Source organism: Cytobacillus sp. FSL R5-0569 (assembly GCF_038007265.1).
GTDB lineage: Bacteria > Bacillota > Bacilli > Bacillales > Cytobacillaceae > Cytobacillus > Cytobacillus kochii.
On sequence record NZ_JBBOWW010000001.1, the window covers coordinates 2385384 to 2410056 of the forward strand.

The following is a 24673-nucleotide window of genomic DNA, read 5'->3' on the forward strand; positions in this document are numbered from 1 at the left end:
TTTTTTTAAAACCAACGTTCAGTTACGACTTTCTTTCTTGTATAAAATTGAACACCATCTTTTCCGTTAGTTCCTAAATCTCCATAAAAGGATGATTTGTTACCAGCAAAAGAGAAAAAGGCCATAGGAGCAGGTACATTCACATTTACACCAATCATGCCTGCATCAATCTTCTCCCTGAAAATTTGTGCTTCTTTACCACTAGATGTATAAATAACAGCTCCGTTGGCAAATTTTGATTGGTTCGTTAAGGCGATACCTTCTTCAAATGTTTTTACTCTAACGACACTTAAGACCGGTGCAAAAATCTCATCTTGCCAAATTTTCATATCGGATGTTACATTGTCAAATATTGTTGCACCTACATAATAACCATCTTCTGTCGTCTCTGTATCCCTACCATCTACGATTAAATTGGCTCCCTCTGATACCCCTGAGGCGATATATTGTAACACACGGGATTTATGAGTGTCACGAATGAGTGGTCCAACAAAATGCTCTTCAAACCGACCATCCCCGACAGTAAGTTTTTTCGTTTCTGCTACAAGTAGGTTCATAAAATCATCTGCTATATCTTCTACAACGGCTACCACAGAACAAGCCATACATCGTTCCCCACTACTTCCAAACGCTGCGCCAATAACACCTTGAACCGTTTTTTCTAGATGACAACTAGATGTTACAACTGCGTGATTTTTCGCACCAGCTAATGCTTGTACTCTCTTTCCGTGAGCGGTGCCAGTTTGATAAACATGTTTGGCGACCGGTTCTGACCCAACAAAAGAAATTGCACGAATTTCTGGATGATCTAATAAGCGATTAACCACGTCTTTTCCTCCATGTACAAGGTTTAGTACCCCTTTAGGAAAACCTGCCTCATAGAATAACTCGACGAGTCTACCAGCCAAGATCGGCGTTCTTTCTGAAGCTTTCAGTATAAATGTATTCCCACAGGCGATTGCCAGAGGAAACATCCATAAAGGAACCATCATTGGAAAGTTAAAAGGGGAAATCCCAGCAACAACACCAAGCGGATAGCGCCAAATTGAGCCATCTATCCCTTCGGCAATACTAGGAAGGGCATCTCCCATCATTAAATTAGGAGTGGAGGTTGCGAGTTCAACGACTTCAATTCCTCTTTGTACCTCACCACGCGCATCCTTTAATGTTTTTCCATTTTCCTCTGTAATAATTTGAGCGAGGTTTTCTTTTTCCTCCTTTAACAAATGAAGATATTGGTAAAGCAGACGCGCTCTATTTGGGACGGGTACTTCAGCCCACTTAGGATAGACCGCAGCAGCAGCTTTGACAGCTAAATCAACATCTTCTTTACCAGAAAGGGGGACGTAAGCAATAATTGTCCCATTCGCCGGGTTCGGTACGGCTTCCACTTCCTTACTGCTTGAATCAACCCATTCACCATTAATATGGTTTTTCATTGTTGGAATTTCTGTTTTAATCATTCCTTCATCCCCGTTTCTTTCGCATTTTTTGTTTGATCATTTTTCACTTTTTCATAAAGAACAGCCATATCTTGGCTTCCATAACCCTCGTTTTCAGCATGTTTGTATATATTTAATAGTAATTCACTAACTGGCAATTGCAATTCGTGTTCCTTGGCTAAATCAAGCGCGAAACCAAGATCTTTATTTAATAGCTGCAAGGTAAAACCAGGACGATAATCTTCGTTCGCGATAAAACTTTTATAGTTTCTTTCATATATCCGACTTTGGCCGTAGCTCACATTCAACATCTCAAATAATTGTGCTAAATGAATGTTGCTTTTTTCTGCCAGATTTAAGGCTTCGCTTACACCAGCAGTATAAAAACCGATAAGTAAGTTATTGATTAATTTGACTGCAGTTCCGCTTTCAATTCGTTCATTCACATGAAAAATATTCTCTCCAAGAATATTTAACAATGGTTGGGATTGCTCGAAAGCTTGTTTAGGACCACCGACCATAATGGTTAAAGTACGATTTTCAGCACCGATTACACCCCCACTGACAGGAGCAGCAAGAAAATGAATGCTCTTCTTTTTTGCTTCTTCTGCTAATTTTTGATTCAAGCTAGGAGCAACCGTACTTGTATCAATCAGGACAATGCCTTCCCGTCCTTTTGTAATCAATCCTTCCTCACCTAAATAGATTTCTTCCACCGCTTTCATTGAAGGTAAGCTTGTGAAAATAAAATTTACTTGCTTTATGATATTATTGATAGATAATCCAATCACACCTCCCGACCTTAGCAATGCTGCTTCAGCATCTTTGTTGAGGTCGACGCCGTACACTTCATTGCCTTCTGATAATAAGCTTTGCGCCATCGGTAAACCCATATTCCCTAAACCAATAAAACCGATTTTCTCACCCATCATTTAAGCTCCCTTCCTTTCAGTAATTTTGGTTGATCAATAAGTATTTGTGCTAATTGCCTTTTTTTCAATAACAGATTGCTGTAGAGTGGGATTTGGTAATTTTCAATGTTTGCGAATGCAACGAATCGTTCTTTTTCATCAAGTATCGCTGCTGAAATCAGGCTAATCGTTTGTTGTTTCAAATATTGAAAGCATTGTTCGCATATAATATCAGTCGCTAAATCTTTCCACTTTTGATTTTGTTTTCGATGTTGCAGTTTTAATGTCCGCATATAAGTCGATTCCATTGTGTATAGTTCTGTGATGATATTAGCTAAAAGACGTGCATACTGCTGTTCCCTATTTATATCAATCTTTGCATTTGAAACCGCTTCCAAAGACAGCGATAACAGTTCTTTTCCTAACTCAATAAATTGGCTGTTTCTATCTTGGTGTAATGGTGTAGGGGTATTGATTGTGATATCTTTAGATGAGTGTTTGTGAAGTAAGTTTTTTGCTATGGTTAAGCGATTGATTTCGTTTGTTCCTTCAAAGATACGACTGATTCGAGCATCCCTATATAGTCGCTCAACATCGTAATCTCTCATATAACCGTATCCACCATGAATTTGAACGGCCTCATCTGTTACATGCCCAAGCATTTCAGAGCATCGCACTTTGTTTATGGCACATTCCATTGCGAATGCTTTTAAAGAGGTGATTCCTTCATCCGTTGGAGCTTGATCAATCATATCTGCTGTGCGATAAGCGGCACTTTCACTTGCATAAATAGATGTCACCATATCAGCTAATTTTTCTTGTATCAAAGTAAATTCAACCAGCGTTCTATTAAATTGTTGCCTCTCTTTCGCATAGTTTAGAGAAAAGTTGAAGGCTTGTTTAGCTGTGCCAATATTCGAGAAAGCTAGCTTCAATCTAGCAAGATTTAATATATTCATGGCAACTTGATGACCTTTTCCTTTTTCTCCTAGTATATTAGCGGATGGCACAACGACATCTTCCAGTATAAGTGTAGCTGTTGATGATCCATGAATACCCATCTTTTCTTCTTCTGCACCAATAGATACGCCTGCTATGTCTTTTTCAACACTAAAAGCAGTCATCCCGTCATTTGTTTGGCAAAATACAACAAACACATTTGCTATGTGAGCATTGGTAATCCATTGTTTTTCCCCATTTATTATCCAACTATCACTCTTGCTGTTGTAAATAGCTCTTGTTTTCGGTGAAAGTGCGTCCGATCCAGCTCCTGCTTCCGTTAAGGCATAAGCACCAATCCAATCCCCGGAGATGAGTTGTGGTAAATACTTTTGTTTTTGTGCTTCTGAACCAAAATAAACATACGGTAATGTGCCAACACCTACATGAATATTATACGAAACACTAAAAGCCCCACCGTATCCTATCTTTTCAGCTATAAGCCCGGATAATTTTTTACCAAGTGCAAACCCGCCATAATCCTCAGGTACATCAATAGCTAGTAGACCTAGTTCCCCTGATTTTTGAAACAGATTCTTAGCCACTTCATAGTTCTTTTTTTCTAATGAATCTATTTGGGGCAACACTTCATTCTTAATAAATAATTCTGCCGTTTGTGCAATGAGTTGTTCCTCTTCAAGAAAATCTTCAGGAGAAAAAATATCTCCCTTTTCTTCTAGCGTTTTTTTTAGCTTCGCCATCGTGCACTCCCTTTACATCTTTCTATCTCCTTTGATTGAGCGCTTGCTCAAATCAGTAGCAAGAAGCAAACCACCTTCAAACAAATAACAACTCCTGTTAAAAGAAGTTGTTAAGTAACGAGTGGACAAACAAATAAACATGTGTTGAGTAATATACATGTTCTTCTATCCGCACTTAACACCCCCTATCCGCGTAGGTAATGATGTTGGCTAAAACAGGCAGGTCTCCTGGCTTATGGTCGTGGCGGATTTGCTCCTTCCCCATTCAATAATGAATAAGTGGTTATGTACAATCCGCTCGCAAATACAGTTGCGGGACAGCACCGGAGTCTAACCGGTTTCCCTTTTAAGCTTGATGAACAAGCACCTGTTTAGTTAGCTATTTAGTTTTCACACTAACAATATATCAATTTTTCGGAAAATTTACAATTTATTTTTTAGAATATGTATTCTCAGCTTAAAATGATGAAAAAGTTAGGCTCTTTATCATTTTTCTTCCAACCACAATATAAGCTAGAGTCATTGATTAAATCCACTCCTATAACCCGAGTAGAAGAAAGCCTAATTCTTCATTTTGACTGATCGTTTGATGTAACATGAAAGGTTTATATAAATTTACCACCAAAAAGAGAAACACGCCTCCTAGAATGCAGAAGCGTGTTTTTCAAGTTTACTTAAATAAGTTAAGAAGTTTCTCGAAGAATCCTACTTTATCTTTTGTTTCTTTTACATCTTCTTTGTTATCTTTTGTTTTAATCTTATCTGTTTGGATGACAAATTGGACTAGTTCCAACTTTTCATTATTTTTATCTGATACAAAAGAAATTGGCTCATAATCAGATTTATCATATTGCGATATCATTTCATCAACTTCTTTTGTCACCTCATCAGGAATGTCTTTAGTTGCATCATGTAATTGTCCAGTTCCATTATGAAGCGAGCCAGCTCCTTTGGTTAGTTGCCGAGCTCCAGATAGAGAACCGCTAATTCCTTCATGGATGTCACTATATGATGTACTTAATTCAGAAACACCGCCTGTATAAGCAAGTAACCCTTGGTGGAATTGATTATAGTTAGATACCATTTCTTCAACACCAGATGTCAATTGTTTTAACCCTTCATCAATGTCAATTTGAAGAATAGATTCGTCTATATTAGATGATATTGCACGAAGGTTACCTGCTGCTTCTCTCATTGATTGACTAAAGGTTGATATAGGTTCAACCATGTCTGTAAGGTTATCTTTGGCTAGTAGTAGAACTTCTTGAGTAGCTTTTGTCCCTCTATAGGTTTCTACCAATTGGTCAATTACCTCTTTATCCGCATTACTTTCATATAATTTATTTATCTCTTTATCTGAAATTTGGTTATCTGGTATCTGCTCCAGAGCACGGTTGATTTGTGTTTTTACCTCATTGTAATTAACAACTACTTGGTCTACATCATTAGCTGCTTGTTCTAGATTATCCGCCACCTCAGGCAGATCGATTGTTACATTCTCGAGTTCCCCAATACCACTCACGCCACTGGCTTGTTTAATCTCATCTTTAATCAATGATAAAGTATTATTTATTTGTGCTGATCCTTCAGTTAATCGGTCACCAGACTGACTTAATTCATTTAGTCCTTTTTTATATTGTGCAGACCCACCCTCTAATGACCGTAAGCCTGATGAAAGTTCATTCATTCCTATTTCTAAGTCTCCGACACCATGATGAATGTCACCAATTGCCTCAGTTAATGAGTGAAATTCACTCGTCAATTCTTCAGTATCTGGGCTATCAATGGCAAGTGAAGCAGGTAAAGCAGATATTTGCACACCTTCTGTTTCAAAATGATTTGTTTCTGCCTCAATCGTAAATACTTCTTCCTGCTCAGGCATAACGGTAAAAGTGAGCTGCTTATCTTTGCCGGATTGTGCAACAGTGGCATTCTCAGCTTTTATATCCTTAAATTTTTCAGTGTTCAGCGGTACGCTAATTTGCAGCATATAATTTTCAGAGAATGAAGAACGCTTACCTTCATTCGCTTCTACAGCAATTTCCATTTTTATATCGCCAGATTTACCAGCTAAATTTTCTGGATTAATCTTTTTATTATTAAGGTAATAATTAATTGTAAAACGCCAAGGTAACTCAGAGTTATTTGGTAAGTTTCCTTGATAATAATAATTTTCTTCTCTTGCTTGTAATGTGATCTGATTATTTTCTTTGCTAATTTTTGATGTGTCAGTTAGATTTTTAACTTTTTCGTAATTTCCAAAATCCTCAATCACACCAGGTTCTATCATTTCAAAAGAATTGACAACATATAATTCGGTTAGGTTACCGTCTGCTAGCAAGTTAGCATAAATCACTTCATTTTTGTTTGCTACTTTCCCTTTACTCATTCCATCTTTAACAGGTTGTGATTCTGCATGTATATTCATCACAGGAAAGAAAAATAGAGAAGCAGTGATAAGCATCCATTTAATGATCTTCATGTTTTTCCTCCTTGTTACTAAAGTCCATTTGAAGAGATGTTTTTTGAATCAATTTATCACATAGTAATAATAATCCAGGTAGAAAAAGTATAACGAGTAAAAACGCGAGCAATGCTCCTCTACCTAATAATAATCCTATAGAACCGACGATTGGATTTGAGGAAGTTAGCCATAATATAAATCCGACACTTGATAATATGGACGCTGAAACGATAATGGAAAATAATTTCTCATCAATTGTTTTTCTCATCGCTTGTTTTGGAGATAACTTTCCACGATTATGCTTATAAGTCTCTGTTAATAAAATGGCATAATCGACCGTTGCTGCAAGCTGTACAGTGCTAACGATGAGATAACCAATAAATACTAATGACGTATCGGTAAAATAGGGTATGGCGAGATTAATCCAAACAGAAGATTGTATTGTTAATAATAAGATAATCGGTAATGATAATGATTTGAATGTGACAAGTAACACGAGTCCAACCGCGATAACGGTTAAAGTATTTACTAAAGAATTATCTTCTGTAACAGTTGATTTCATATCATAAAGTGCAACACTTTCGCCTAAAGTTAACGCTTGATTACCAAAATAGTTAGTACCTATTTCCCTTACCTCTTCTACTAATTGAAAAGGAATATCTCCTTCTGTTCCTGCATCAGTATTAATGATGATTCGACTGTAATTATTAGATAAGAATTGTTCCTTTGCTTCCTCCTCCAAATATTCTTGCGGAATAGTCGAGCCAACCATATTCGCGTATCCAATTACATTTGAGACATGGTCAACCTCTTCAATAGATTCAATCATTTCTTTTTCTTTACCTATTTCATTATTAGGTACCAATAATACTACAGCGGTTGATTCGCCAAATATTTCTTCTACTTTTTGGATGTCTTGCCCTAATCTAGTACTATCAGGTTGATCCCCCATTCCATAAGTAAATGAGGTTTCTTTTTGTGCTAAAAAGCTAGGTATAATGAGAAGTAAGACGAAAATCAAGACTGGAAACCTTAACTTTAATGTTTTTTTTCCAATACCTTCAAAATTTGGTATTAATGATTTGTGCTGTGTTTTTTCAATCCAATGATGGAATAATAATGTAAGTGCTGGAAGGAATACCATCACACTTATAAAACTTAAAATTATTCCTTTAACAAGGTTTAAACCTAGGTCTGATCCAATCTCAAAATCCATAAACAATAATGCAATAAATCCAAATAGAGTTGTAGATGCGCTCGAGGCAATGACACTAAACGATTCTTTCATAGCTAGTTTCATAGCTAGATTTGGCTCATGCCCTTGTTTACGATAATCTTGAAAACTATGTAATAAAAAGATAGCGTAATCCAAGGAAACAGCTAACTGCAAAATTGGTGCGACTGATTGTGTCACAAAGGACACTTCTCCTATAAAAACATTACTCCCTAAATTAATAATTACCGATACACCGATAGCCGTTAAGAAAAAGAGCGGTTCGACCCAAGAGTTTGTCGAGAGAACTAGTATAATGATAATAATGGGAATAAGTATCCCTGCAGCGAGTAACGTTTCTTGCCCTGTCATTTTCTGCTGCGTAGCTGTATTTGCAGCTTCGCCAATAAGTGATCCCTTCTCACCAATTATTTGATATATATCTTCTGTTGCTTCGACCTCTTTGCCACTCTCAATGGTGACAGAATAAAGAGCGTGATTATTTTTGTAGTAATTTTCTATTGTGCCTTGGTCTCCGGTTTCTATTGGTGTTCTTATGTCCATCGCATCATCTAACCACATCACATCAGTTACACCTTGAACCTTATTTAATTTCTCTTTAATAACGAGCGCTTCTTGGATTGTTACATTCTCAACCATTACGCTTGTATTTGGAATGCCACTAGTAAACTCATCTTCCATCACTTCTAAAGCAACGGTAGATTCAGCTTCTGCTGGGATATAATCTTTCATATTATAATTAACATTCACAAACAGAAATCCAATAGCAGAAAGCACTGATAACAAAAAGAAAATGATTGTTACAGATTTTTTATAACGAATAATAAACTCAATCATTATTGGTTTCCCCACTTCTTGATGTTGAAATTCTTTTACAGTAACATTATACATACCACTGTGTTAGATAAACAACAAACAGTTGTGTAAAAAATGTTTAACATCCAACATTTAAGCGTACTTTGTTGGATTTCTCTAAAAAAGTGAGGGTGGCATGATGAACAAAAAATTGGATCGTCGGAAACAATATACTCGTATGGTGTTAAAGGAAAGTTTAATGGAATTATTAAGAGAAAAGATAATTTCATCCATTACCATTAAAGAATTATGTCAAAAAGCAGATATCAATCGTTCTACTTTTTATAGCCATTATCGTGATCAATTTGATTTACTCCAGCATATTGAAGATGAGATTTTGTTAGAATTACAAGTCACTTTAAAACAGTACAACCATAATGAGACAAATGAAACTTTTGCAATGACGAAGTATTTATTAGATTATGTTTATAAACGAAGTGCTGATTTTCTTGTTTTATTTAGTGACCATGGTAACAAAGCTTTTCAAACGAGAGTGATTGATACTGCACAATCAATCATTATTAATAGTTTAAAGGAAGATCCGCAGGTCATAAATATAGATAAATCAAAATATATGATTTACTTTGTAATTAGTGGATGTATTTATGTAATTGAAAAATGGTTAATGAATGGGATGAAAGAATCTCCGGAAGAAATGACAACCATTATTACTGAAATTAGTAATCGGGTTATTCTTCATTCTAAATAGTATGCGAATATATCAACATTCTTCACATCAATATTTTATTCACCTCTACTATATTGCGATTTAAACTGTATTCCTTACTCTTTTGCATCATTTACGTATCAATTAGTAAATTGTATTTATCTCTACTACATTATCAATTGACAAGTATTGGTTTACAGATAATGATTTTTTGCTTATGATAGGATAGACGAACAAATAAAATATATCGAATGCGCTAGGGGAGCTATATTTAATGGCTGAGAAGGCAATTGCCTGACCCTTATAACCCGATCTAGATAATACTAGCGTGGGGAAGTGCAGTTGGTCAGTGTATTCTCTTTTTTTTCTGCATAGCCAAACTGCATTCCATCGGGGTGCAGTTTTTTTTGTTCAAAAAATGTTAAAAGGAGATTTTTGTATGAATCAATTATGTGGAACAAGTAGTATCGTAGGTTGTCAGTTTACGCTTTCTCCAATGAGTGAGAGGTATGTGGACATCATCTTATTTGCCCTTAAAGAAGTGAACATGTCAAAGGTGTGGTCAGAAACTGATGATGTATCTACTTGTATCCGTGGTAAGCAAATTCATGTTTTTGATGTAGTGAGGGCAATCTTTTTACACGCAGCTAAAACAGGAGAACACATCGCTATGAGTGGTACCTTTTCGATTGGTTGTCCAGGAGATTCAGCAGCAGATGTATACATGGACGAATCTGACATTGCCTTGAACAAGGATGATACAAAAGAAATAGACCAGCTTGCAGGTTGTAAATTTGCCCTCTATCCCTTAGGGAGGGAAGATTATATGGAAAAAATTTATGAGCAAATTGATTGGTCCAAGGAGACTGAAGTAAACGTTAGCCATAGCCATTATGCCACAAGGCTTGATGGCAAGGTGAATGATATTTTTAACTTGTTACAGAACGTTTTCGATCAGACCAAGCAAGATGTATCTCATGTGACAATGACATTCACATTATCAGCTAACAGCCCTACTGGAAAAGCTAAAGAAGTGAAAGTCTCATGATAAAATCATGGCGTCTGAAAGATATTGTTCTCATGTCAGTCCTGGGTGTCGTATTTGGCTTTATTTATTTAGGGTTTTTTGGGGTCGGTAAAGTTCTTGTTGCCATCCTTACCCCGTTTGGGTTTGGACCCATTGGTTATGAATTGATTTATGGCATATGGTTTATTGTATCCATAATAGCTGCTTACATTATCAGAAAGCCAGGCGTTGCTTTTACAGCAGAAACCATTGCTGCTATTACCGAAGTACTTGTCGGCTCAACATCTGGACCCACTTTAATTCTTTCAGGGATGGTGCAAGGATTAGGGGCGGAAATCGCTTTTGCTCTGACAAAATGGAAAAATTATCAACCTCGTATTCTCGTTTTTTCAGGTGTCAGCGCTGCATTTATTAGTTTTCCTTACCATTTCTTTGTATCAGGTTTTCATGCCTATGAATCCTGGCTTATTATGACAATGTTTGTTATACGTCTCTTAAGTGGAGCTATCATTGCTGGTTATTTAGGAAAAATATTAGCAGATCAACTAGCGAAAACTGGTGTTTTAAATGGGTACCCTATTGGGAAGGAGGTACTAGCAAGGCATGGAAAATCATCAACCAATTTTTGAATTAGACTCTTTCTCATTTTCCTTTGATAAACACGATGAACCTTCTGTAAATAATGTAAGCTGTAAGTTATATGCAGAGGAAGTGACTTTATTACTTGGAGCAAGTGGTTCTGGCAAAAGTACACTGACACTATGTTTAAATGGTCTATATCCTGAGGCGGTTGAAGGTTTTACTTCAGGGGACCTTTTATATAAAGGGAGAAATATCTCCTCCTACCCCAAAGGAGTAATAAACCAAGAAATAGGCATTGTCTTTCAAGATCCAGAAAGTCAGTTTTGCATGGTTCGTGTAGAAGATGAATTAGCATTTGTGTTAGAAAACTTGTCTATTCCCAGATGCCAAATGAAACAAAGAATAGAACATGTGCTAGATATTGTAGGATTATCACAATATATGAAACATAACATTCACCATCTTTCAGGAGGACAAAAACAAAAGGTTGCGCTAGCTTCTATCCTTTTAATGGACCCTCAATACTTAATTTTAGATGAACCTACAGCAAATTTAGATCCGATATCTAGCCTCGAGTTTATCGAGACAATTATTAAGATTCAAAAACAACAAAGATTTGGTTTGCTTGTAATTGAACACGAAATCGATGACTGGGAACCATACGCTCATCGGTTGGTTGCGCTTAATAAAAAAGGAGAAATACTTTTAGATAGTACGCCGAAGGAAGGTTTTCAAAATCATTTACATAAGTTGACGAAGAATCGTATAAGAGTTCCTAAAAGGTATGAAAATAGGAAAATGCCTAGTCGACCATCAAGTGAGAAAGAAAGTACAGAAGTAATCGTCAATCTTAAAGATATACAATTTAACTATAAAAATAAGCAAATCCTAAATGAACTTTCCTTTTCAATCAAAGAAGGGGACTTTTGCGCAATAGTTGGCGAAAATGGTGCTGGTAAATCTACTTTATTACAGTTAATAGCCAAATTAATTAAGCCCGTATCAGGCTCAATCGATTTTTTAAACACTCCATTAAGTAATTGGCATGAAAACGAATTGTATAAGAATATGGGCTATGTATTTCAAAATCCTGAGCATCAATTTATTAACCAAACTGTATACGATGAAGTGTGTTTTGGTATCAAGCTAAGTGGCTATTCTACAGAAGAAACAGAAAGAATGGTTCATCATTTATTAACCGATTTTGATCTCTTATCTGATAAGTGGAAAAATCCATTTTCCTTAAGTGGTGGCCAAAAAAGAAGGCTAAGTGTAGCAACGATGTTACATTCCAAACCTGATTTACTTCTATTCGATGAACCAACATTTGGACAAGATGCCTATACGACCTCTCAATTTATGCGTAAAGTCATGCACCTAAATGATAAAGGGGCCACCATCGTTTTCGTTACACATGACATGGATTTAGTTGATTCATACTGTAATAATGTCTTGGTTATGCAACAAGGAAAGATCGTTTATGATGGTACACCTAAAGCACTTTGGCGAAAAACTGACCTTTTAGAAAGAGCCAGATTAAGGATACCTTACCGCTTACGGTTGATAAATGAAGAGATGACGATATGATACACTCATTAAATCCAACCATAAAAGCTATTACGGTTATCTTACCTGCCATTTTGTTGAGCTTTTCCTTTGATATTATTACACCAGCGATTATGTTTATTTATATCCTGATACTTACCTTTTTCTTCAGTAAACTGAACATAAAGAAATGGTTGTTTTACTTTATACCGATGTCCTTTTTTACGCTCGGGTTAGCTTGGATGACAATGCTGTATACGGATGATAAGTACGCAACTGGTCCTATTGTTTTTTCGTTCTTTTCTTTTGATATTAGGATGGGTAGCATTATAGTTAGTATGAGTTTAGCACTAAGGTCATTGTGTTTTATAGGGTTATCTTTACTCTTTGCTTTTACAACTGATCCAACAAAATTTATGTTAAGTTTAATGCAGCAAGTTCGCCTTTCACCTAAGTTAACTTATGGTATTTTGGCAGGGTATCGCTTTGTTCCAACCTTCAAGCACGAATTAGACCTGTTAAAGAAAGCTCATCGTGTTCGGGGCCTTGGTCGTGCAAAAGGATGGAGAAATCGCGTGGAACATACGAGACAATATTTTATCCCCCTATTAGCTGGCGCCATTCGGAAGGCTGAAAGAGTCGCAATTGCAATGGAATCAAAAGGTTTTACAGGGTCAAAAGATCGAACCTATTATACTGTAATGAAAATCAAAGCGACTGATTACCTATTTTTTATCATCATGCTTATCATATTAATAATCGCCTATTACGTCTCCTATCGATTGGGTACACTTAATATATTTGGCCATCGGATTATGCCCTAACTTTACTCGCTAAAACCTTTCTAAGTAAAATTAACAACGAACAAGTTCAGTTATATGATAAGAATTTGTTCGTTGTTGATTATCTTAAAGTACTTAATTCTAATTTTTTTATTGAATCAAGCAAAGAGAGATTTATTTAATCAATCTCATCCATCCCCCACGCTTTGAACAATGCTTTCAAGCTGTGTTCCAATTGCTCTTCACGAATACCTGCAAAGCCTAATATAATTTGCGGTTCTTTATCATCTCTTCTAATTATGGAGTAATTAGATAAAGGATAAATTTTCAAGCGCTCTCTTTTTGCGCGTGCTACGAGTTCGCTTTCATTCATTCCGTTCTTGACAATCAATACGACATGTAATCCAGAGCTTTCTCCCATAACTTCTAATTGCGGAAAGGACTTGAGTACGTTTAGAACTATTTCGACCTTTCTTCTATAAACTTTTTTCATCCGGTTTAAATGCTTTTCAAACTCCCCGTCTTTCATAAATCCACTTAAAGCATTTTGGTCTATTCTCGAAACCGTGCAATGATAAAAAGATAATTTTTCTTTATAAGATTTAACAAGGGGTTTTGGCAAAACCATATAACTAATTCGCAATGATGGAATAAAAGATTTAGAAAAAGAGCCTAAATAAATAACCTTTTCCCCTCTGTCCATACTTTGCAGAGACGGTATCGTTTTTCCGTTATAGCGAAACTCGCTGTCATAATCATCTTCAATAATGTAGCGATCATCCTTCTCTGCTGCCCAATTCAACAATTGTTGTCTTCGTTGAATCGGTAAAACGGTTCCATAAGGGAAATGGTGTGAAGGTGTCGTATACAGGATATCTATAGGTGATTTTTTTATGGCGTGAATGTCGACTCCTTGTCTATCCACTAAAAGTGGATACACTTCATATCCGTAATTATGTAGTATCTTCATCATTAAATGGTAACCTGGGTCTTCCACCCCATAGACTGTATTTTTATCAAATAGAAAAATCAGCTGTTGTAAAAGAACTTCTACACCTGCACCAATTACTATTTGTTCAGACTTGCAAGTTACGCCACGGGAATGATATAAGTACTGCGCAATTTCCTGCCTTAAATCAAGTTCCCCTTGGTTTTCACCAAGCAGTAATGAGGACTGATGAACCGGTTCAATATGTTGTTTCACATACTTTCGCCATTTATCATATGGAAAGTGAACAGTATCAATTTGGCTCGGGTGAAAATCATAAATCGCGGTTTGTTCTTTAGGATAAACACCAACTGTTGAACCTTCATTCTTCATTTTACTTTCGATATATTCTAAGTCTGTTAATGGTAATATAAAGTAGCCTCTGCGCGCTTGTACTTCAATATAACCTTCCGCTTCAAGCTGTTCATACGCTGTTTGAATAGTATTTTGACTTATTTTTAACAAGGTGGCTAATTTTCGTTTAGATGGAAGCTTATCTCCTTCTAATAATCTTCCCACTGTTATTTCGCCTTTAATATAGTCATATAATTGCTCATATAAAGGTACATCACTGTCTCTTAACAACTCACAAGCTAAGTAATCCATCTAACTGCCCCCTCTAACTGATACTATAAAATTATCAAAAACTGATACTTACAATCATATCAGTTCCTTTTTATACTAATAAACAAATCTGAAAAATGCAATGGAGGAATGAAAATGAGTCAATTAGTAGGTACAGAAACAGTAAAACGCGGGATGGCACAAATGCAAAAAGGCGGTGTCATTATGGATGTCGTCAATGCTGAGCAAGCAAAGGTCGCTGAAGCAGCAGGCGCAGTTGCTGTTATGGCATTAGAGCGCGTGCCTTCGGATATTCGTGCAGCTGGAGGAGTCGCTCGCATGGCCGATCCAAGAATTGTAGAAGAAGTGATGCAGGCAGTGTCTATTCCTGTCATGGCCAAAGCTAGAATTGGACATATTGTTGAGGCACGAGTGTTAGAAGCAATGGGTGTTGATTACATAGATGAGAGTGAAGTATTAACCCCTGCAGATGAAGAGTACCATATTTTAAAAAGTGAGTTTACGGTTCCATTTGTGTGTGGATGTCGTGATTTAGGTGAAGCAGCAAGAAGAATTGGTGAAGGTGCATCCATGTTAAGAACGAAAGGTGAACCGGGCACAGGTAATATTGTTGAAGCAGTAAGACATATGAGAAAAGTTCAAGCACAAATTCGGAAAATCACTTTAATGAATGATGATGAACTCATGACAGAAGCTAAACTCTTAGGTGCACCATATGATATCCTTCGTGAAATTAAGAAAAATGGCAAATTACCAGTAGTAAACTTTGCTGCTGGAGGGATTGCAACACCAGCAGACGCTGCTCTTATGATGGAACTTGGTTCTGACGGTGTCTTTGTAGGATCGGGTATTTTTAAATCTGAAAATCCAGAAAAGTTTGCTCATAGCATTGTGCAAGCAACAACGCATTATAAAGACTACGATTTAATCGGGAAGCTTTCGCAAGAACTCGGTGCTGCTATGAAAGGATTAGATATTTCTAAATTATCCTTAGAAGAAAGAATGCAGGAGCGTGGTTGGTAATGTTGAAAATTGGCGTACTCGCCTTGCAAGGAGCCGTTTCTGAGCACATAAAACAAATCGAGTCAGCCGGGCAAGCCGCTGTAGCCGTAAAAAAAGCAAGTGAACTATCATCACTTGATGCTTTAATTATTCCTGGTGGAGAAAGTACGGCAATAAGAAAACTAATTGATTATTATGAATTCAAAGCACCAATTCAACAGTTTTCAGCAGAAAAGAAACCAATTTTTGGCACTTGTGCGGGTTTAGTATTACTAGCTAATGAGTTAGCCGATGGTAGTGAAGCGCATTTACGGTTAATGGATATAAGTGTAAAGCGAAATGCCTTCGGTCGACAAAAAGATAGTTTTGAAACAATGTTACAAGTAAAGGGATTCACAGACAATGTTCCAGCAGTATTTATTAGAGCCCCAATTATTACAGAAGTAACAGAGCATGTGGAAGTGTTAGCTACATATGATAACCAAATTGTAGCTGCCAAACAAGGTCATCTACTTGTTACCTCCTTCCACCCTGAATTAACAGAGGATAATCGTTGGATGAAATTATTTATCGAGATGGTAAAACAGGCACAGCAAATGTCTACCATTCATTAAATCACAAAAAGAGCCTTGCTACAGATAAGTTAAAAAGAAATGCCCGGAAAAGAGCTGTTTCCTAATAGGAATTTTTCCGGGTTCTCTATGTATTTATTTACTCTCCTTTTCCTAACCTGCAAATCTATTTCTTATCGCGAGAAGTTATATATGGCAAGATGACGAAACACACTTGCTTACTTCGGTAAAAATACGCTCCTTCTTCGAGTCCGTTTAGCTGTTTAGAAGAACAGCAGTAACCATTTTATTTATAAAGTTTCACTGCCCCCTCCAAAAACTTTACATATTTCACAATAAATGCTTTTGGTTCTAAAATCTTAACTTTATTACCAAATCCAGCCAAAAATTGATAAGCATATTGATTCTCAGGCAATTCAATTGTTGCAACGTAACTTGTTCCAGCTTCTTTCTTAACGGCATCTTTCCCATATCTATCGATAAATTGATCCCTTACAGCAACATCTATTGATAGATGTACATTAACCATTGTTTTTTCTTTATTGTGTTGTCTTTCATGTTTGTATTCCTGATTAATTCTTGCATCAAAATAACCGCCTTTTTGGATATTTAATATCCTCGTCAACTTAAATGTTCGATTGTCTTTCCGTTCTAAGTTATAGCCAAATAGATACCAATGCATTTCACTTAAATGTAGTCTATAAGGTTCTACCACCCTATAAGTTATGTTTCCTATTTGGTCAACATACTCAAACTTTAATAACCGATTATTATTAATTGCTTGCTCAATAAATAAAATATCTGCTTTAGATTGCCTTCTCCCAACCCAATCATAGAAAGATAGATTAAGATTTGGAGAAATATCTGTGCTGGTCATTCCTCTAATTTTTTGAATAGTCGTTTGAATTTCTTGATTTGTAATCAGTCCCTCAAAGCCTGCTAAAGCTATAAGTATATTTTCTATATCCTTGTGATTTAGTAAACGTTTATCAAATTTATACTCTTCCATTAGCGCATATCCCCCTTCAACACCATATTTCGCATAAATAGGGATTTTTGCATAACTTAATGTTTCCATATCACGTTGAATCGTTCTTCTCGTCACATGAAAAAGCTGACTAAATTCTGAAGCCGATACAACTTCCTTTTGTAACAAAATCATTACTATCGAGATAAGTCGCTCAATTTTTTTCATATTCTCCTCCGATATACGACAAACATATGTCGCTTATGTACTATTATACTTCAAATATGAAAAGGAGGAATAAAATATGAAAGCAATAAATTATCTACAATTTGATGGAAAAGCAGAAGAAGCATTGGCCTTTTATGAAAAGGCATTATCAGCAACTAGCAAAAAAATAGTAAAATTTGGCGACTTCGGTCAAAATCCCAATGCCCCATTAACAAAAAAAGAACAAAATATGATTATGGAATCTCGTATGGAGTTTTCGGAGAATATTTTAATGATCTCTGATGTTCCGCCTTTTATGCAAGCTGTCACAGGTGATATCACAAATGGTAATACCCTCTTAATTAGTATTATTGACGCTGATCCCGAAATAAATGAACAATATTTCGAAAGCCTTTCAGAAGGTGGTACTGTGATTATGCCGATTTCTTCTACGCCATGGTCAGCAAGTTTTGGAATGTTAGTCGATAGATTTGGGGTAATGTGGAAGTTTAATAGTGAGGCAAGTAAATTTATAGATGGTTATGTAGATTAATCTTCTATTATTGGGGATTTGTCCAACCTTTTTGGCGTAACACCCAGACTAAACAGAATAGACAAACTAGCCTCTGAGATTTCCTATATTATTTGGAAATTTCGGGGCTTGTTTTATTTCTATGATTAGATATTTAATAAGAAATATTGATATAAATGGATAAAGGATATTTTTTTATTTTTGGTAAAGAATACTAAACGCTATACTATAAAAGAAGTTTACTAAATGAATAGACTGTGTAGAAATGCTGTATTGAGCTTTTTCATACATATATGGAACTTTTCCCAATGTCTCCATCATCATTTATAGCCTTTATTTCCCTGCTAAATGGTGTAGTTATCTCTTTCATTTCAACAATTGTGTAAATATTTTCAATCAAACATTGCAGCATGGTCTGGTTTGTTTTTTAATAGTTGGAAACAGATGGACACTCCAAGCTAATATATATTTTATTACTAGGTTTTGTTATAAATGTAACTTGGTGTTAATGTAAACTAAAAAGGGGAAACAAGGTAAAGCCTGTCTTATCATGTTGGCTGATGTAAAAATTAAATGAGTATTAATGAATCAAGGGGGATTTTCATGGAGCAAGGGAATATGGGTTTGATAATTGTAGATGTCCAGAAAGCGTTTGATGATAATAAATGGGGAGAACGTAACAACTTAAATGCAGAGGAAAATATGAGTAAAATACTAACGATTTGGAGAAAAAAAGGGTGGCAAGTCATACATATTCAACACAAATCTGATCAACCGCCTTCGCTTTTTCATCCTGCTAATGAAGGGTTCTCGATAAAAGAATGTGTTGAACCTATTTCAGGTGAAGAAGTAATAACTAAGAAGGTGAATAGTAGTTTTATCGGTACCAACTTGGAGGGCTTTCTCAAGTCTAATGAATTAAAATCTGTCGTAATAGTGGGTTTAACTACTCCCCATTGTGTATCAACGACTACAAGAATGAGTGGGAACTTAGGTTTCAACACTTACCTTATCTCAGATGCAACGGCAGCATTTGCCTTAAAAGACCATCACAATAACTGTTACGATGCTGAGACGATACATAACATTTCTCTTGCAACTTTAAATGAAGAGTTCGCTACTATACTTACAACTGAACAATTGATAAAAGCAATCAAATAGAATCATTTATGCGGAATATTTATTGGAGAGTTAAAACAACCTCAATATGTAAAAAGATGAACAGCATACAGAAGTATTGATGATTTTAGTCATCCCTATGAAAAGCCTTACTATTTCAGATATAGCAAGGCTCTTCATAGTAAGCTGTTTTTTAACTGATATTAATCATAAGGCGGTATACTCTGCGGGAAATGAAAGAAGTTTTCTGGATCGTATTTCGTTTTTACTTCCCGTAACCTTGCAAAATTATGACCGTAATATGCTTCTCCGAAATTTTTTATATTTTGATCTGGCACGTTTACATATGAACCTGTTACATATGGCTTGATAAGCTTTCTTACTCTTTCAACAGATGCAATACTAACTGCTTCTTGTGATTTATGTCCCCAACTTGCATTCCATTCCACATAAAATAAAGGATCTCGCCAATAGAAAGCTGTTTTGTCAGTTGGTACTCTTCCCAATGCACCACCCCAGTTGATAAAAAAGAAATTAGCTTCTGTACCTGTTGCTTCTTCCAAAAACTTTCTCATAATCGCATACGGTTCATTTGGCCATATATCTAGACCCCAAGCTGAAGAAAATTTCACACTTTTATCAGAACGACCTGGAATGGGTTCGTCAGGATCTAAGAAATCGATTGCATCTGGATATGGTAAGGTCTCAATCACGATTCTCGAAGGTGTTCCGGCGCTAGTTAAAGGTTGTAGCAATTTTGTCAGTTCGCTTTTCGAACCTTGAAATATTCCTTCTGCATGACATAAACCATTGATTTTACTATAGACCTCTAATAAGCAGCCTAACCTTTCATCTACGAATGGTGCCCATTTTTGCCATGCTTTCACAACTGTTTCAAATTGTTCCCATGGCCAAACGATATTAAATACAGTAGTGGCTTTAGGTGCACGTCGTACACTAAATGTGTACTCAGTATTGTAGCCAAAATTACCGCCACCACCCCCTCTGGAAGCCCAAAATAAGTCCGTATTCTCCTTTTTATTGGCAGTAATGATATTTCCATTTGCATCAACCGTTTTCAACGAAAGAAGATTATCGCTAATTAGCCCAATTGATCGTGATAGTACACCAAACCCACCACCCATTGTAATGCCACCAATACCAACAGTCGGACTATCTCCAAAGGGAGCAACAAAGCCATTGCGAGCCAAGCCTTTTACAAGTGGACCAACATGAACACCCGTTTGCACTGTCGCTATACCCTTTGTCTTATTCAAATGCACCTTTTGCATGTCACTGACATCAATTACGATGCCTCCCTTCACAACTGAAAGGCTCTTATCTAATGCATGACGCCCACTTCTCACACGTAATGGAACATTTTTTTCTCGCGCCCATTTTATCGCATGGCTTACGTCTCTTGCATTTTGTGCAAAAACAAATACAAGTGGAAAAGTATCAACATAAGGATTCCAATTCAAAACAGCTTTGTCGTAACCTGGTTCACCTTTAAAAATCACTCGCCCTGTTAACTCACTCGCCCCCATGCACACCACTCCCATTATATACTGTTGAACATTTTTAATTGTATGAGTAGATGAACGTTGGTATGTGAAAAAGTAAAACATAACCTTCCTATTTTTTGTTTCTGTTGATGAAAATAAATATTTATTAAGTGGCTCTTAAAAGGCGCTGTTGTTTTTTTATCACAATCACAAAAAGGCTAACTAAAAAGGATAGTCTTCCTGCTCCAAGTAATGCATTGGTATAGGAGCAAGTTTGCTCAAAGATGACAATAACAGCGACTCCTGCACCTCCTTGGTGTGCAGCAGGTATCCAACCTTAAATAAGGATACTTTTCTCAAGGCCAAAAACAATCCTTTTTATATTGATGGTGAGTGGGACTGTTGCGATCCAGTCGGACCCGTAAATTATCGTGAATAACATCAATAGAGGAAGTGATTCTTCTGCAGTAGATCAATTAAATGGGATCTTATTAGGCAGCAATATGAACAGATTCATTATGCATGTAGAGACTCTCTTTTAAGGTGTCCAAAGAAGGTTGTATAAGAAAATTGGTAATCTCCTTTAAAAAATTCCGATAAATATTCCATTATTTTTCTTGAATGCAATCTGTTTCGCAAAGTATTTCTACAATATCTTTTACTAATTGATTGGTGAAGTAAGACAATCGGAAAAAACAATTTTTTATTCAATGAAAATTGTTGGTTTGATTTCTCTTTTTTTAACGAGTTTTTCTTTTTCTCCTCTTCTTTAATCAAAACAACCCCCTCACATTTCGTCCGTTTGCTTTAAGACAGTGTTATAGTGTCTTAGAGAGATAGAGAAGAGGTATGTTTAAACAGATTCATTGATGGCCAAACTTTTAGTGAAAGAGATTTGGGGAGGAAAAGCTGAATAAAATTGACCAAATAAGAAGCGGAATGACCGTCGCTTTAAGGTAGTTTTTTTCTGTTAATACCCCTTTAAGGGGTACTGCCGACAAAACGCGGATATTATACGCTAAGACATTTTTTGGATATGAAAACCCTAAGTGGACGTAGGGAATGTATTGAGTTCAAAATCTCAGGTATAAATGAATATTCTCCTAGAAAGTTTATATGTTCCCATCCTAATGGTGATATGTGTGGGAGCAATTCCTCTTGATACTTTCCTGTATTTTTAAAATGTTCAATTGCTTGTGATAGATACACGGTATTCCAAATACTAATAGCATTAATAATTAAGTTTAAGGCGCTGGCACGCTGTAATTGATCTTGTAATGCTCTTTCTCTAAGTTCCCCATGTTTCCCAAAGAAAATAGCTCGTGCCAATGCATTCATAGCTTCTCCTTTATTTAATCCACGTTGAATTCGCCGACGCAATGTTTCGCTAGAAATATAATCTAATATAAACAAGGTTTTATCTATGCGACCCATCTCTCTTAAAGTTGTCGCAAGGCTATTTTGACGAGAATAAGAACCTAATTTCCCCATAATGAGAGAAGCAGAGACCGTTCCTTTACGAATGGAATGTGCCAACCTTAATACATCATCATAATTTTCCTGAATGATCTTGGTGTTAATTCTTCCACGAAGCAACTTCTCCATTTCTGGATATTGGTCTGGTTTTTCAAATGAATAAAGTTTTGAATCTGCAAGGTCTCGTAGTCTTGGGGCAAATCGAAATCCTAACAAATTAGTTAATCCGAATACTTGATCCGTATAACCAGCCGTATCTGTATAATGTTCTTCAATATGCAAGTCGGTTTCATGATGCAATAAACCATCTATAACATGAACAGCGTCTCTTGCGTTTGTATTAATCACTTTCGTATAGAAGCTAGAAAATTGGTCACTAACAAACCGATAAATGGTTGTTCCTTTCCCTGTGCCGTAATGTGGATTTGCATCAGCGTGTAAGGATGAAACTCCTACTTGAACACGCATTCCATCTGAAGAAGAAGTTGTACCATCGCCCCAGTACGACGACAAGTTTAACTGGTGTTGAAAATTCACCATAACGGCTTGTGCTTTATTCATAGCATCTTCATATAAACGCCATTGTGAGGCTGTGGACATTTGCCGGTAAGAAACCCCTTGTGTCGCTTCTGCCATCTTAGTAAGACCGATGTTTGTTCCCATAGCCATAATCGCTGCCATGATCGCAGGCTTTTCTTCTTCTTTCGGTGGATTCAGCGTAGAAGCATGGAGGAACTGCTTTTCGAATCCCGTCCAACTTGCTACTTCCATAAGCAAATCTGTCAACTTCACACGAGGTATCAGTTGATATAGAGATAAACTATATTCTCGTGCTGTTTCTGGAACGTTTTTCTCCAAACGATGGAGATGCAGCCGTCCGTCTTCAAAATTAACCCCATCTAATTCTGTGATATTCGCTTTAATCCATTCAAGCCGATTATGTAATGCATCTATTTTCAATTTTAAGTATTCATCAACAGAAGGTGGTGCGGTAAGTCCATTAAGGTGCTTGTTTTGCTCCCATGCTTCTTTTGTCACTAAATAATTATCAAAATCTTGATGCTGACGACTTCCTTTAATAGAAACGTTACCTGAGCGTACAAGATTTCTTAACTCGGTAAGAACAGACATCTCATAATATTGGCGATTTATATTACCATCATCATCATAAACGTGCTTTTGCCAGCGATTCGAGATAAAGTCCAAAGGAGCTCCTTCTGGAATTTTTCGTTTATTATTTTTGTTCATCTCTTTAATGGTCTCAATAGCTTGAAGCAATGGCTCTCCTGATTTTGTAGAAGTGAATTCTAGGGCTTCTAACAATGTTGGAGTATATTTACGTAAGTAGTTAAAGCGAAATTTTAGTAAGTCTAAGTAATCGTAATCCATTGGGCGTGATAATTGCTTCGCCTCTTCTATTGAGTTTACGAAGTCCTCCCAAGGCATAATAGCTTCTAAGGCTTCAAATGGGTCCTTCCCTTGTTCTTTTGCTTGAATCAATGCTGTTCCCAAATCTGCAAAGTGAATAACCTTTTCATTAACTGATTTACCATTTAACCTCTGAATCTCTTCTTGAGCTTTACGTCCTTTTGATAACAATAGGCTAATTTGCCGATCATGTATCTCAAAGGCATGATCAGTAAGGTTTTGGCTAAGTTGTAGGAGGTGTAAAACTAAAAGCGCAAATTTCTTATTCTCTTTAAATCTACGGAATGAACGGGGTTCATATTTGGAACCCAATCGTGCTAGCTGTAAGACCCTATTTGGATGAATTTCTTTAATATCCACATTAAGTTGCAAAGTTCGTATGACTTGAAGACGTTTTATAACCTTTAAGAAGGCATCTGGAGAAGATTGACCGGGAACTTCTCGCAACCAAGCAAGGGGTGTCTTTGAATTGGTGGAACTTACATCAAGTAAGTGATCTAACTTTTGTTTTTGAGATTCACTTAATGTAGAGATGATAGATTTAAAAATTCGTTCTTCTGCCCGTTGACGAGCTTCCCATACAATCCTTTCTATTGTTGTCAGTGCTGGCAAAATTACTTTTTGTCTTCGCAATTCTTCAATTGTTGAGCGAATCAAGTAGTCTGTATTTCCGTTCTCAAGAGCGAGTTTAAGAGTAAATTGTGCAATTATTCGATATGCCCCAAAGGATAAGTTTTGGTAGCCATAATGTTGCCGAAGTTCCTCTAGATGTTCATTTCGAGTTGCTACCCGTTTTGCATACTGGGTATATTCTTGAGGGGAGACATCAATTTGTTTTGCAATATAATCGAGTATTGGGCTGGGAATGTCTTTAATCTGAAATAAAGTCCAACCCGGATACCGAAGGACAGCGAGCTGTAAAGCAACCCCTAAGCGATTATGGTCTCTTCGGTGCTTATTAATAAATCCAAGATCTTCTGAGGTAAAAGTATAGTGCATTTCTATGTCATGCTCATTCATATCATCGGGAATAGACACAAACATATTTCGCTGATCGGAGGTTAACAGTTCTTTCCCTCTCAT

Annotated in this window: 19 protein-coding genes and 2 riboswitches; of the genes, 9 read left to right on the forward strand and 10 right to left on the reverse strand. The window is 36.4% G+C overall.

What is annotated here, in order from left to right:
• Positions 1–5: 5 nt before the first annotated feature.
• From MKX78_RS12265 to MKX78_RS12285, 5 genes are all read right to left on the reverse strand, one after another.
• Complete coding sequence (locus MKX78_RS12265; protein WP_341051132.1) at positions 6–1463, reverse strand: CoA-acylating methylmalonate-semialdehyde dehydrogenase; 1458 nt, start codon at positions 1461–1463, stop codon at positions 6–8.
• Entirely contained in the window at positions 1460–2371 is a 912-nt protein-coding gene (locus MKX78_RS12270) for an NAD(P)-dependent oxidoreductase (RefSeq protein ID WP_341052748.1), read from the reverse strand. Before MKX78_RS12270 ends, MKX78_RS12265 begins: the two co-directional genes overlap by 4 nt.
• Positions 2371–4053: an acyl-CoA dehydrogenase family protein gene (locus MKX78_RS12275; protein ID WP_307313856.1), complete on the reverse strand. Its 1683-nt coding sequence runs from the start codon at positions 4051–4053 to the stop codon at positions 2371–2373. The genes MKX78_RS12270 and MKX78_RS12275 overlap by 1 nt, the downstream gene beginning before the upstream one ends.
• Before the next feature lie 201 nt (positions 4054–4254).
• Positions 4255–4439: riboswitch (cobalamin riboswitch) on the reverse strand.
• A 284-nt stretch (positions 4440–4723) separates the two neighbouring features.
• Positions 4724–6535: a YhgE/Pip domain-containing protein gene (locus MKX78_RS12280; RefSeq protein ID WP_341051135.1), complete on the reverse strand. Its 1812-nt coding sequence runs from the start codon at positions 6533–6535 to the stop codon at positions 4724–4726.
• Positions 6522–8588, reverse strand: a complete 2067-nt coding sequence (locus MKX78_RS12285) for an efflux RND transporter permease subunit (RefSeq protein ID WP_341051136.1) — start codon at positions 8586–8588, stop codon at positions 6522–6524. Before MKX78_RS12285 ends, MKX78_RS12280 begins: the two co-directional genes overlap by 14 nt.
• Positions 8589–8745: 157 nt before the next feature.
• Here MKX78_RS12285 and MKX78_RS12290 point away from each other — a divergent pair, with 157 nt between their 5' ends.
• The 5 genes from MKX78_RS12290 to MKX78_RS12310 all read left to right on the forward strand — a co-directional run bounded on the left by MKX78_RS12290 (position 8746) and on the right by MKX78_RS12310 (position 13251).
• A complete protein-coding gene (locus MKX78_RS12290; protein ID WP_307313847.1) occupies positions 8746–9315 on the forward strand; it encodes a TetR/AcrR family transcriptional regulator in 570 nt (189 codons plus the stop codon).
• Positions 9316–9521: 206 nt separating this feature from the next.
• Positions 9522–9625: riboswitch (TPP riboswitch) on the forward strand.
• 87 nt (positions 9626–9712) lie between these two features.
• Complete coding sequence (locus MKX78_RS12295) at positions 9713–10321, forward strand: YkoF family thiamine/hydroxymethylpyrimidine-binding protein (protein ID WP_095373260.1); 609 nt, start codon at positions 9713–9715, stop codon at positions 10319–10321.
• Positions 10318–10929, forward strand: coding sequence for an ECF transporter S component (locus MKX78_RS12300; protein WP_095373259.1), 612 nt, complete (start codon positions 10318–10320; stop codon positions 10927–10929). The genes MKX78_RS12295 and MKX78_RS12300 overlap by 4 nt, the downstream gene beginning before the upstream one ends.
• On the forward strand, positions 10904–12469 hold the full coding sequence (locus tag MKX78_RS12305; RefSeq protein ID WP_341051139.1) for an ABC transporter ATP-binding protein: 1566 nt from the start codon (positions 10904–10906) through the stop codon (positions 12467–12469). Before MKX78_RS12300 ends, MKX78_RS12305 begins: the two co-directional genes overlap by 26 nt.
• The gene (locus MKX78_RS12310) at positions 12466–13251 is read left to right on the forward strand and encodes an energy-coupling factor transporter transmembrane component T family protein (protein WP_340974980.1); all 786 of its coding nucleotides are present in this window, start codon (positions 12466–12468) and stop codon (positions 13249–13251) included. The genes MKX78_RS12305 and MKX78_RS12310 overlap by 4 nt, the downstream gene beginning before the upstream one ends.
• A gap of 136 nt (positions 13252–13387) precedes the next feature.
• Here the strand turns inward: MKX78_RS12310 and pdxR are convergent, their stop codons facing one another.
• On the reverse strand, positions 13388–14803 hold the full coding sequence (gene pdxR / locus MKX78_RS12315; RefSeq protein WP_340974981.1) for a MocR-like pyridoxine biosynthesis transcription factor PdxR: 1416 nt from the start codon (positions 14801–14803) through the stop codon (positions 13388–13390).
• A gap of 114 nt (positions 14804–14917) precedes the next feature.
• Between pdxR and pdxS the strand changes: the two genes are divergently transcribed.
• Both pdxS and pdxT read left to right on the forward strand, forming a co-directional pair.
• Positions 14918–15805, forward strand: a complete 888-nt coding sequence (gene pdxS, locus MKX78_RS12320; protein ID WP_322909365.1) for a pyridoxal 5'-phosphate synthase lyase subunit PdxS — start codon at positions 14918–14920, stop codon at positions 15803–15805.
• 2 nt (positions 15806–15807) lie between these two features.
• Positions 15808–16398, forward strand: coding sequence for a pyridoxal 5'-phosphate synthase glutaminase subunit PdxT (gene pdxT, locus MKX78_RS12325; RefSeq protein ID WP_341052749.1), 591 nt, complete (start codon positions 15808–15810; stop codon positions 16396–16398).
• Between the two features lie 244 nt (positions 16399–16642).
• Here pdxT and MKX78_RS12330 read toward each other — a convergent pair whose 3' ends face one another.
• Positions 16643–17551: a helix-turn-helix transcriptional regulator gene (locus MKX78_RS12330; protein WP_341051141.1), complete on the reverse strand. Its 909-nt coding sequence runs from the start codon at positions 17549–17551 to the stop codon at positions 16643–16645.
• Between the two features lie 76 nt (positions 17552–17627).
• On the opposite strand from MKX78_RS12330, the gene MKX78_RS12335 reads away from it, so the two are divergent.
• Both MKX78_RS12335 and MKX78_RS12340 read left to right on the forward strand, forming a co-directional pair.
• Positions 17628–18083 carry a VOC family protein gene (locus tag MKX78_RS12335; protein ID WP_307313830.1) on the forward strand — a complete coding sequence of 152 codons (456 nt, stop codon included), beginning with the start codon at positions 17628–17630 and terminating at the stop codon, positions 18081–18083.
• A 597-nt stretch (positions 18084–18680) separates the two neighbouring features.
• Positions 18681–19223, forward strand: a complete 543-nt coding sequence (locus tag MKX78_RS12340) for a cysteine hydrolase family protein (protein WP_341052750.1) — start codon at positions 18681–18683, stop codon at positions 19221–19223.
• A gap of 161 nt (positions 19224–19384) precedes the next feature.
• Here MKX78_RS12340 and MKX78_RS12345 read toward each other — a convergent pair whose 3' ends face one another.
• The 3 genes from MKX78_RS12345 to MKX78_RS12355 all read right to left on the reverse strand — a co-directional run bounded on the left by MKX78_RS12345 (position 19385) and on the right by MKX78_RS12355 (position 24673).
• Complete coding sequence (locus tag MKX78_RS12345; RefSeq protein WP_307313827.1) at positions 19385–20728, reverse strand: FAD-binding oxidoreductase; 1344 nt, start codon at positions 20726–20728, stop codon at positions 19385–19387.
• Between the two features lie 474 nt (positions 20729–21202).
• Positions 21203–21463 (reverse strand): hypothetical protein, encoded by a 261-nt coding sequence (locus MKX78_RS12350; RefSeq protein ID WP_341051143.1) that lies wholly within the window; start codon positions 21461–21463, stop codon positions 21203–21205.
• Positions 21464–21697: 234 nt separating this feature from the next.
• Positions 21698–24673, reverse strand: a complete 2976-nt coding sequence (locus MKX78_RS12355; protein WP_077210409.1) for a Tn3 family transposase — start codon at positions 24671–24673, stop codon at positions 21698–21700.

Coding starts and splice junctions, on each gene's coding strand:
- MKX78_RS12265 (WP_341051132.1), bottom strand. CDS start 1,463: ATGATTAAAACAGAAATTCCAACAATGAAAAACCATATTAATGGTGAA.
- MKX78_RS12270 (WP_341052748.1), bottom strand. CDS start 2,371: ATGGGTGAGAAAATCGGTTTTATTGGTTTAGGGAATATGGGTTTACCG.
- MKX78_RS12275 (WP_307313856.1), bottom strand. CDS start 4,053: ATGGCGAAGCTAAAAAAAACGCTAGAAGAAAAGGGAGATATTTTTTCT.
- MKX78_RS12280 (WP_341051135.1), bottom strand. CDS start 6,535: ATGAAGATCATTAAATGGATGCTTATCACTGCTTCTCTATTTTTCTTT.
- MKX78_RS12285 (WP_341051136.1), bottom strand. CDS start 8,588: ATGATTGAGTTTATTATTCGTTATAAAAAATCTGTAACAATCATTTTC.
- MKX78_RS12290 (WP_307313847.1), top strand. CDS start 8,746: ATGAACAAAAAATTGGATCGTCGGAAACAATATACTCGTATGGTGTTA.
- MKX78_RS12295 (WP_095373260.1), top strand. CDS start 9,713: ATGAATCAATTATGTGGAACAAGTAGTATCGTAGGTTGTCAGTTTACG.
- MKX78_RS12300 (WP_095373259.1), top strand. CDS start 10,318: ATGATAAAATCATGGCGTCTGAAAGATATTGTTCTCATGTCAGTCCTG.
- MKX78_RS12305 (WP_341051139.1), top strand. CDS start 10,904: ATGGAAAATCATCAACCAATTTTTGAATTAGACTCTTTCTCATTTTCC.
- MKX78_RS12310 (WP_340974980.1), top strand. CDS start 12,466: ATGATACACTCATTAAATCCAACCATAAAAGCTATTACGGTTATCTTA.
- pdxR (WP_340974981.1), bottom strand. CDS start 14,803: ATGGATTACTTAGCTTGTGAGTTGTTAAGAGACAGTGATGTACCTTTA.
- pdxS (WP_322909365.1), top strand. CDS start 14,918: ATGAGTCAATTAGTAGGTACAGAAACAGTAAAACGCGGGATGGCACAA.
- MKX78_RS12330 (WP_341051141.1), bottom strand. CDS start 17,551: ATGAAAAAAATTGAGCGACTTATCTCGATAGTAATGATTTTGTTACAA.
- MKX78_RS12335 (WP_307313830.1), top strand. CDS start 17,628: ATGAAAGCAATAAATTATCTACAATTTGATGGAAAAGCAGAAGAAGCA.
- MKX78_RS12340 (WP_341052750.1), top strand. CDS start 18,681: ATGGGTTTGATAATTGTAGATGTCCAGAAAGCGTTTGATGATAATAAA.
- MKX78_RS12345 (WP_307313827.1), bottom strand. CDS start 20,728: ATGGGGGCGAGTGAGTTAACAGGGCGAGTGATTTTTAAAGGTGAACCA.
- MKX78_RS12355 (WP_077210409.1), bottom strand. CDS start 24,673: ATGAGAGGGAAAGAACTGTTAACCTCCGATCAGCGAAATATGTTTGTG.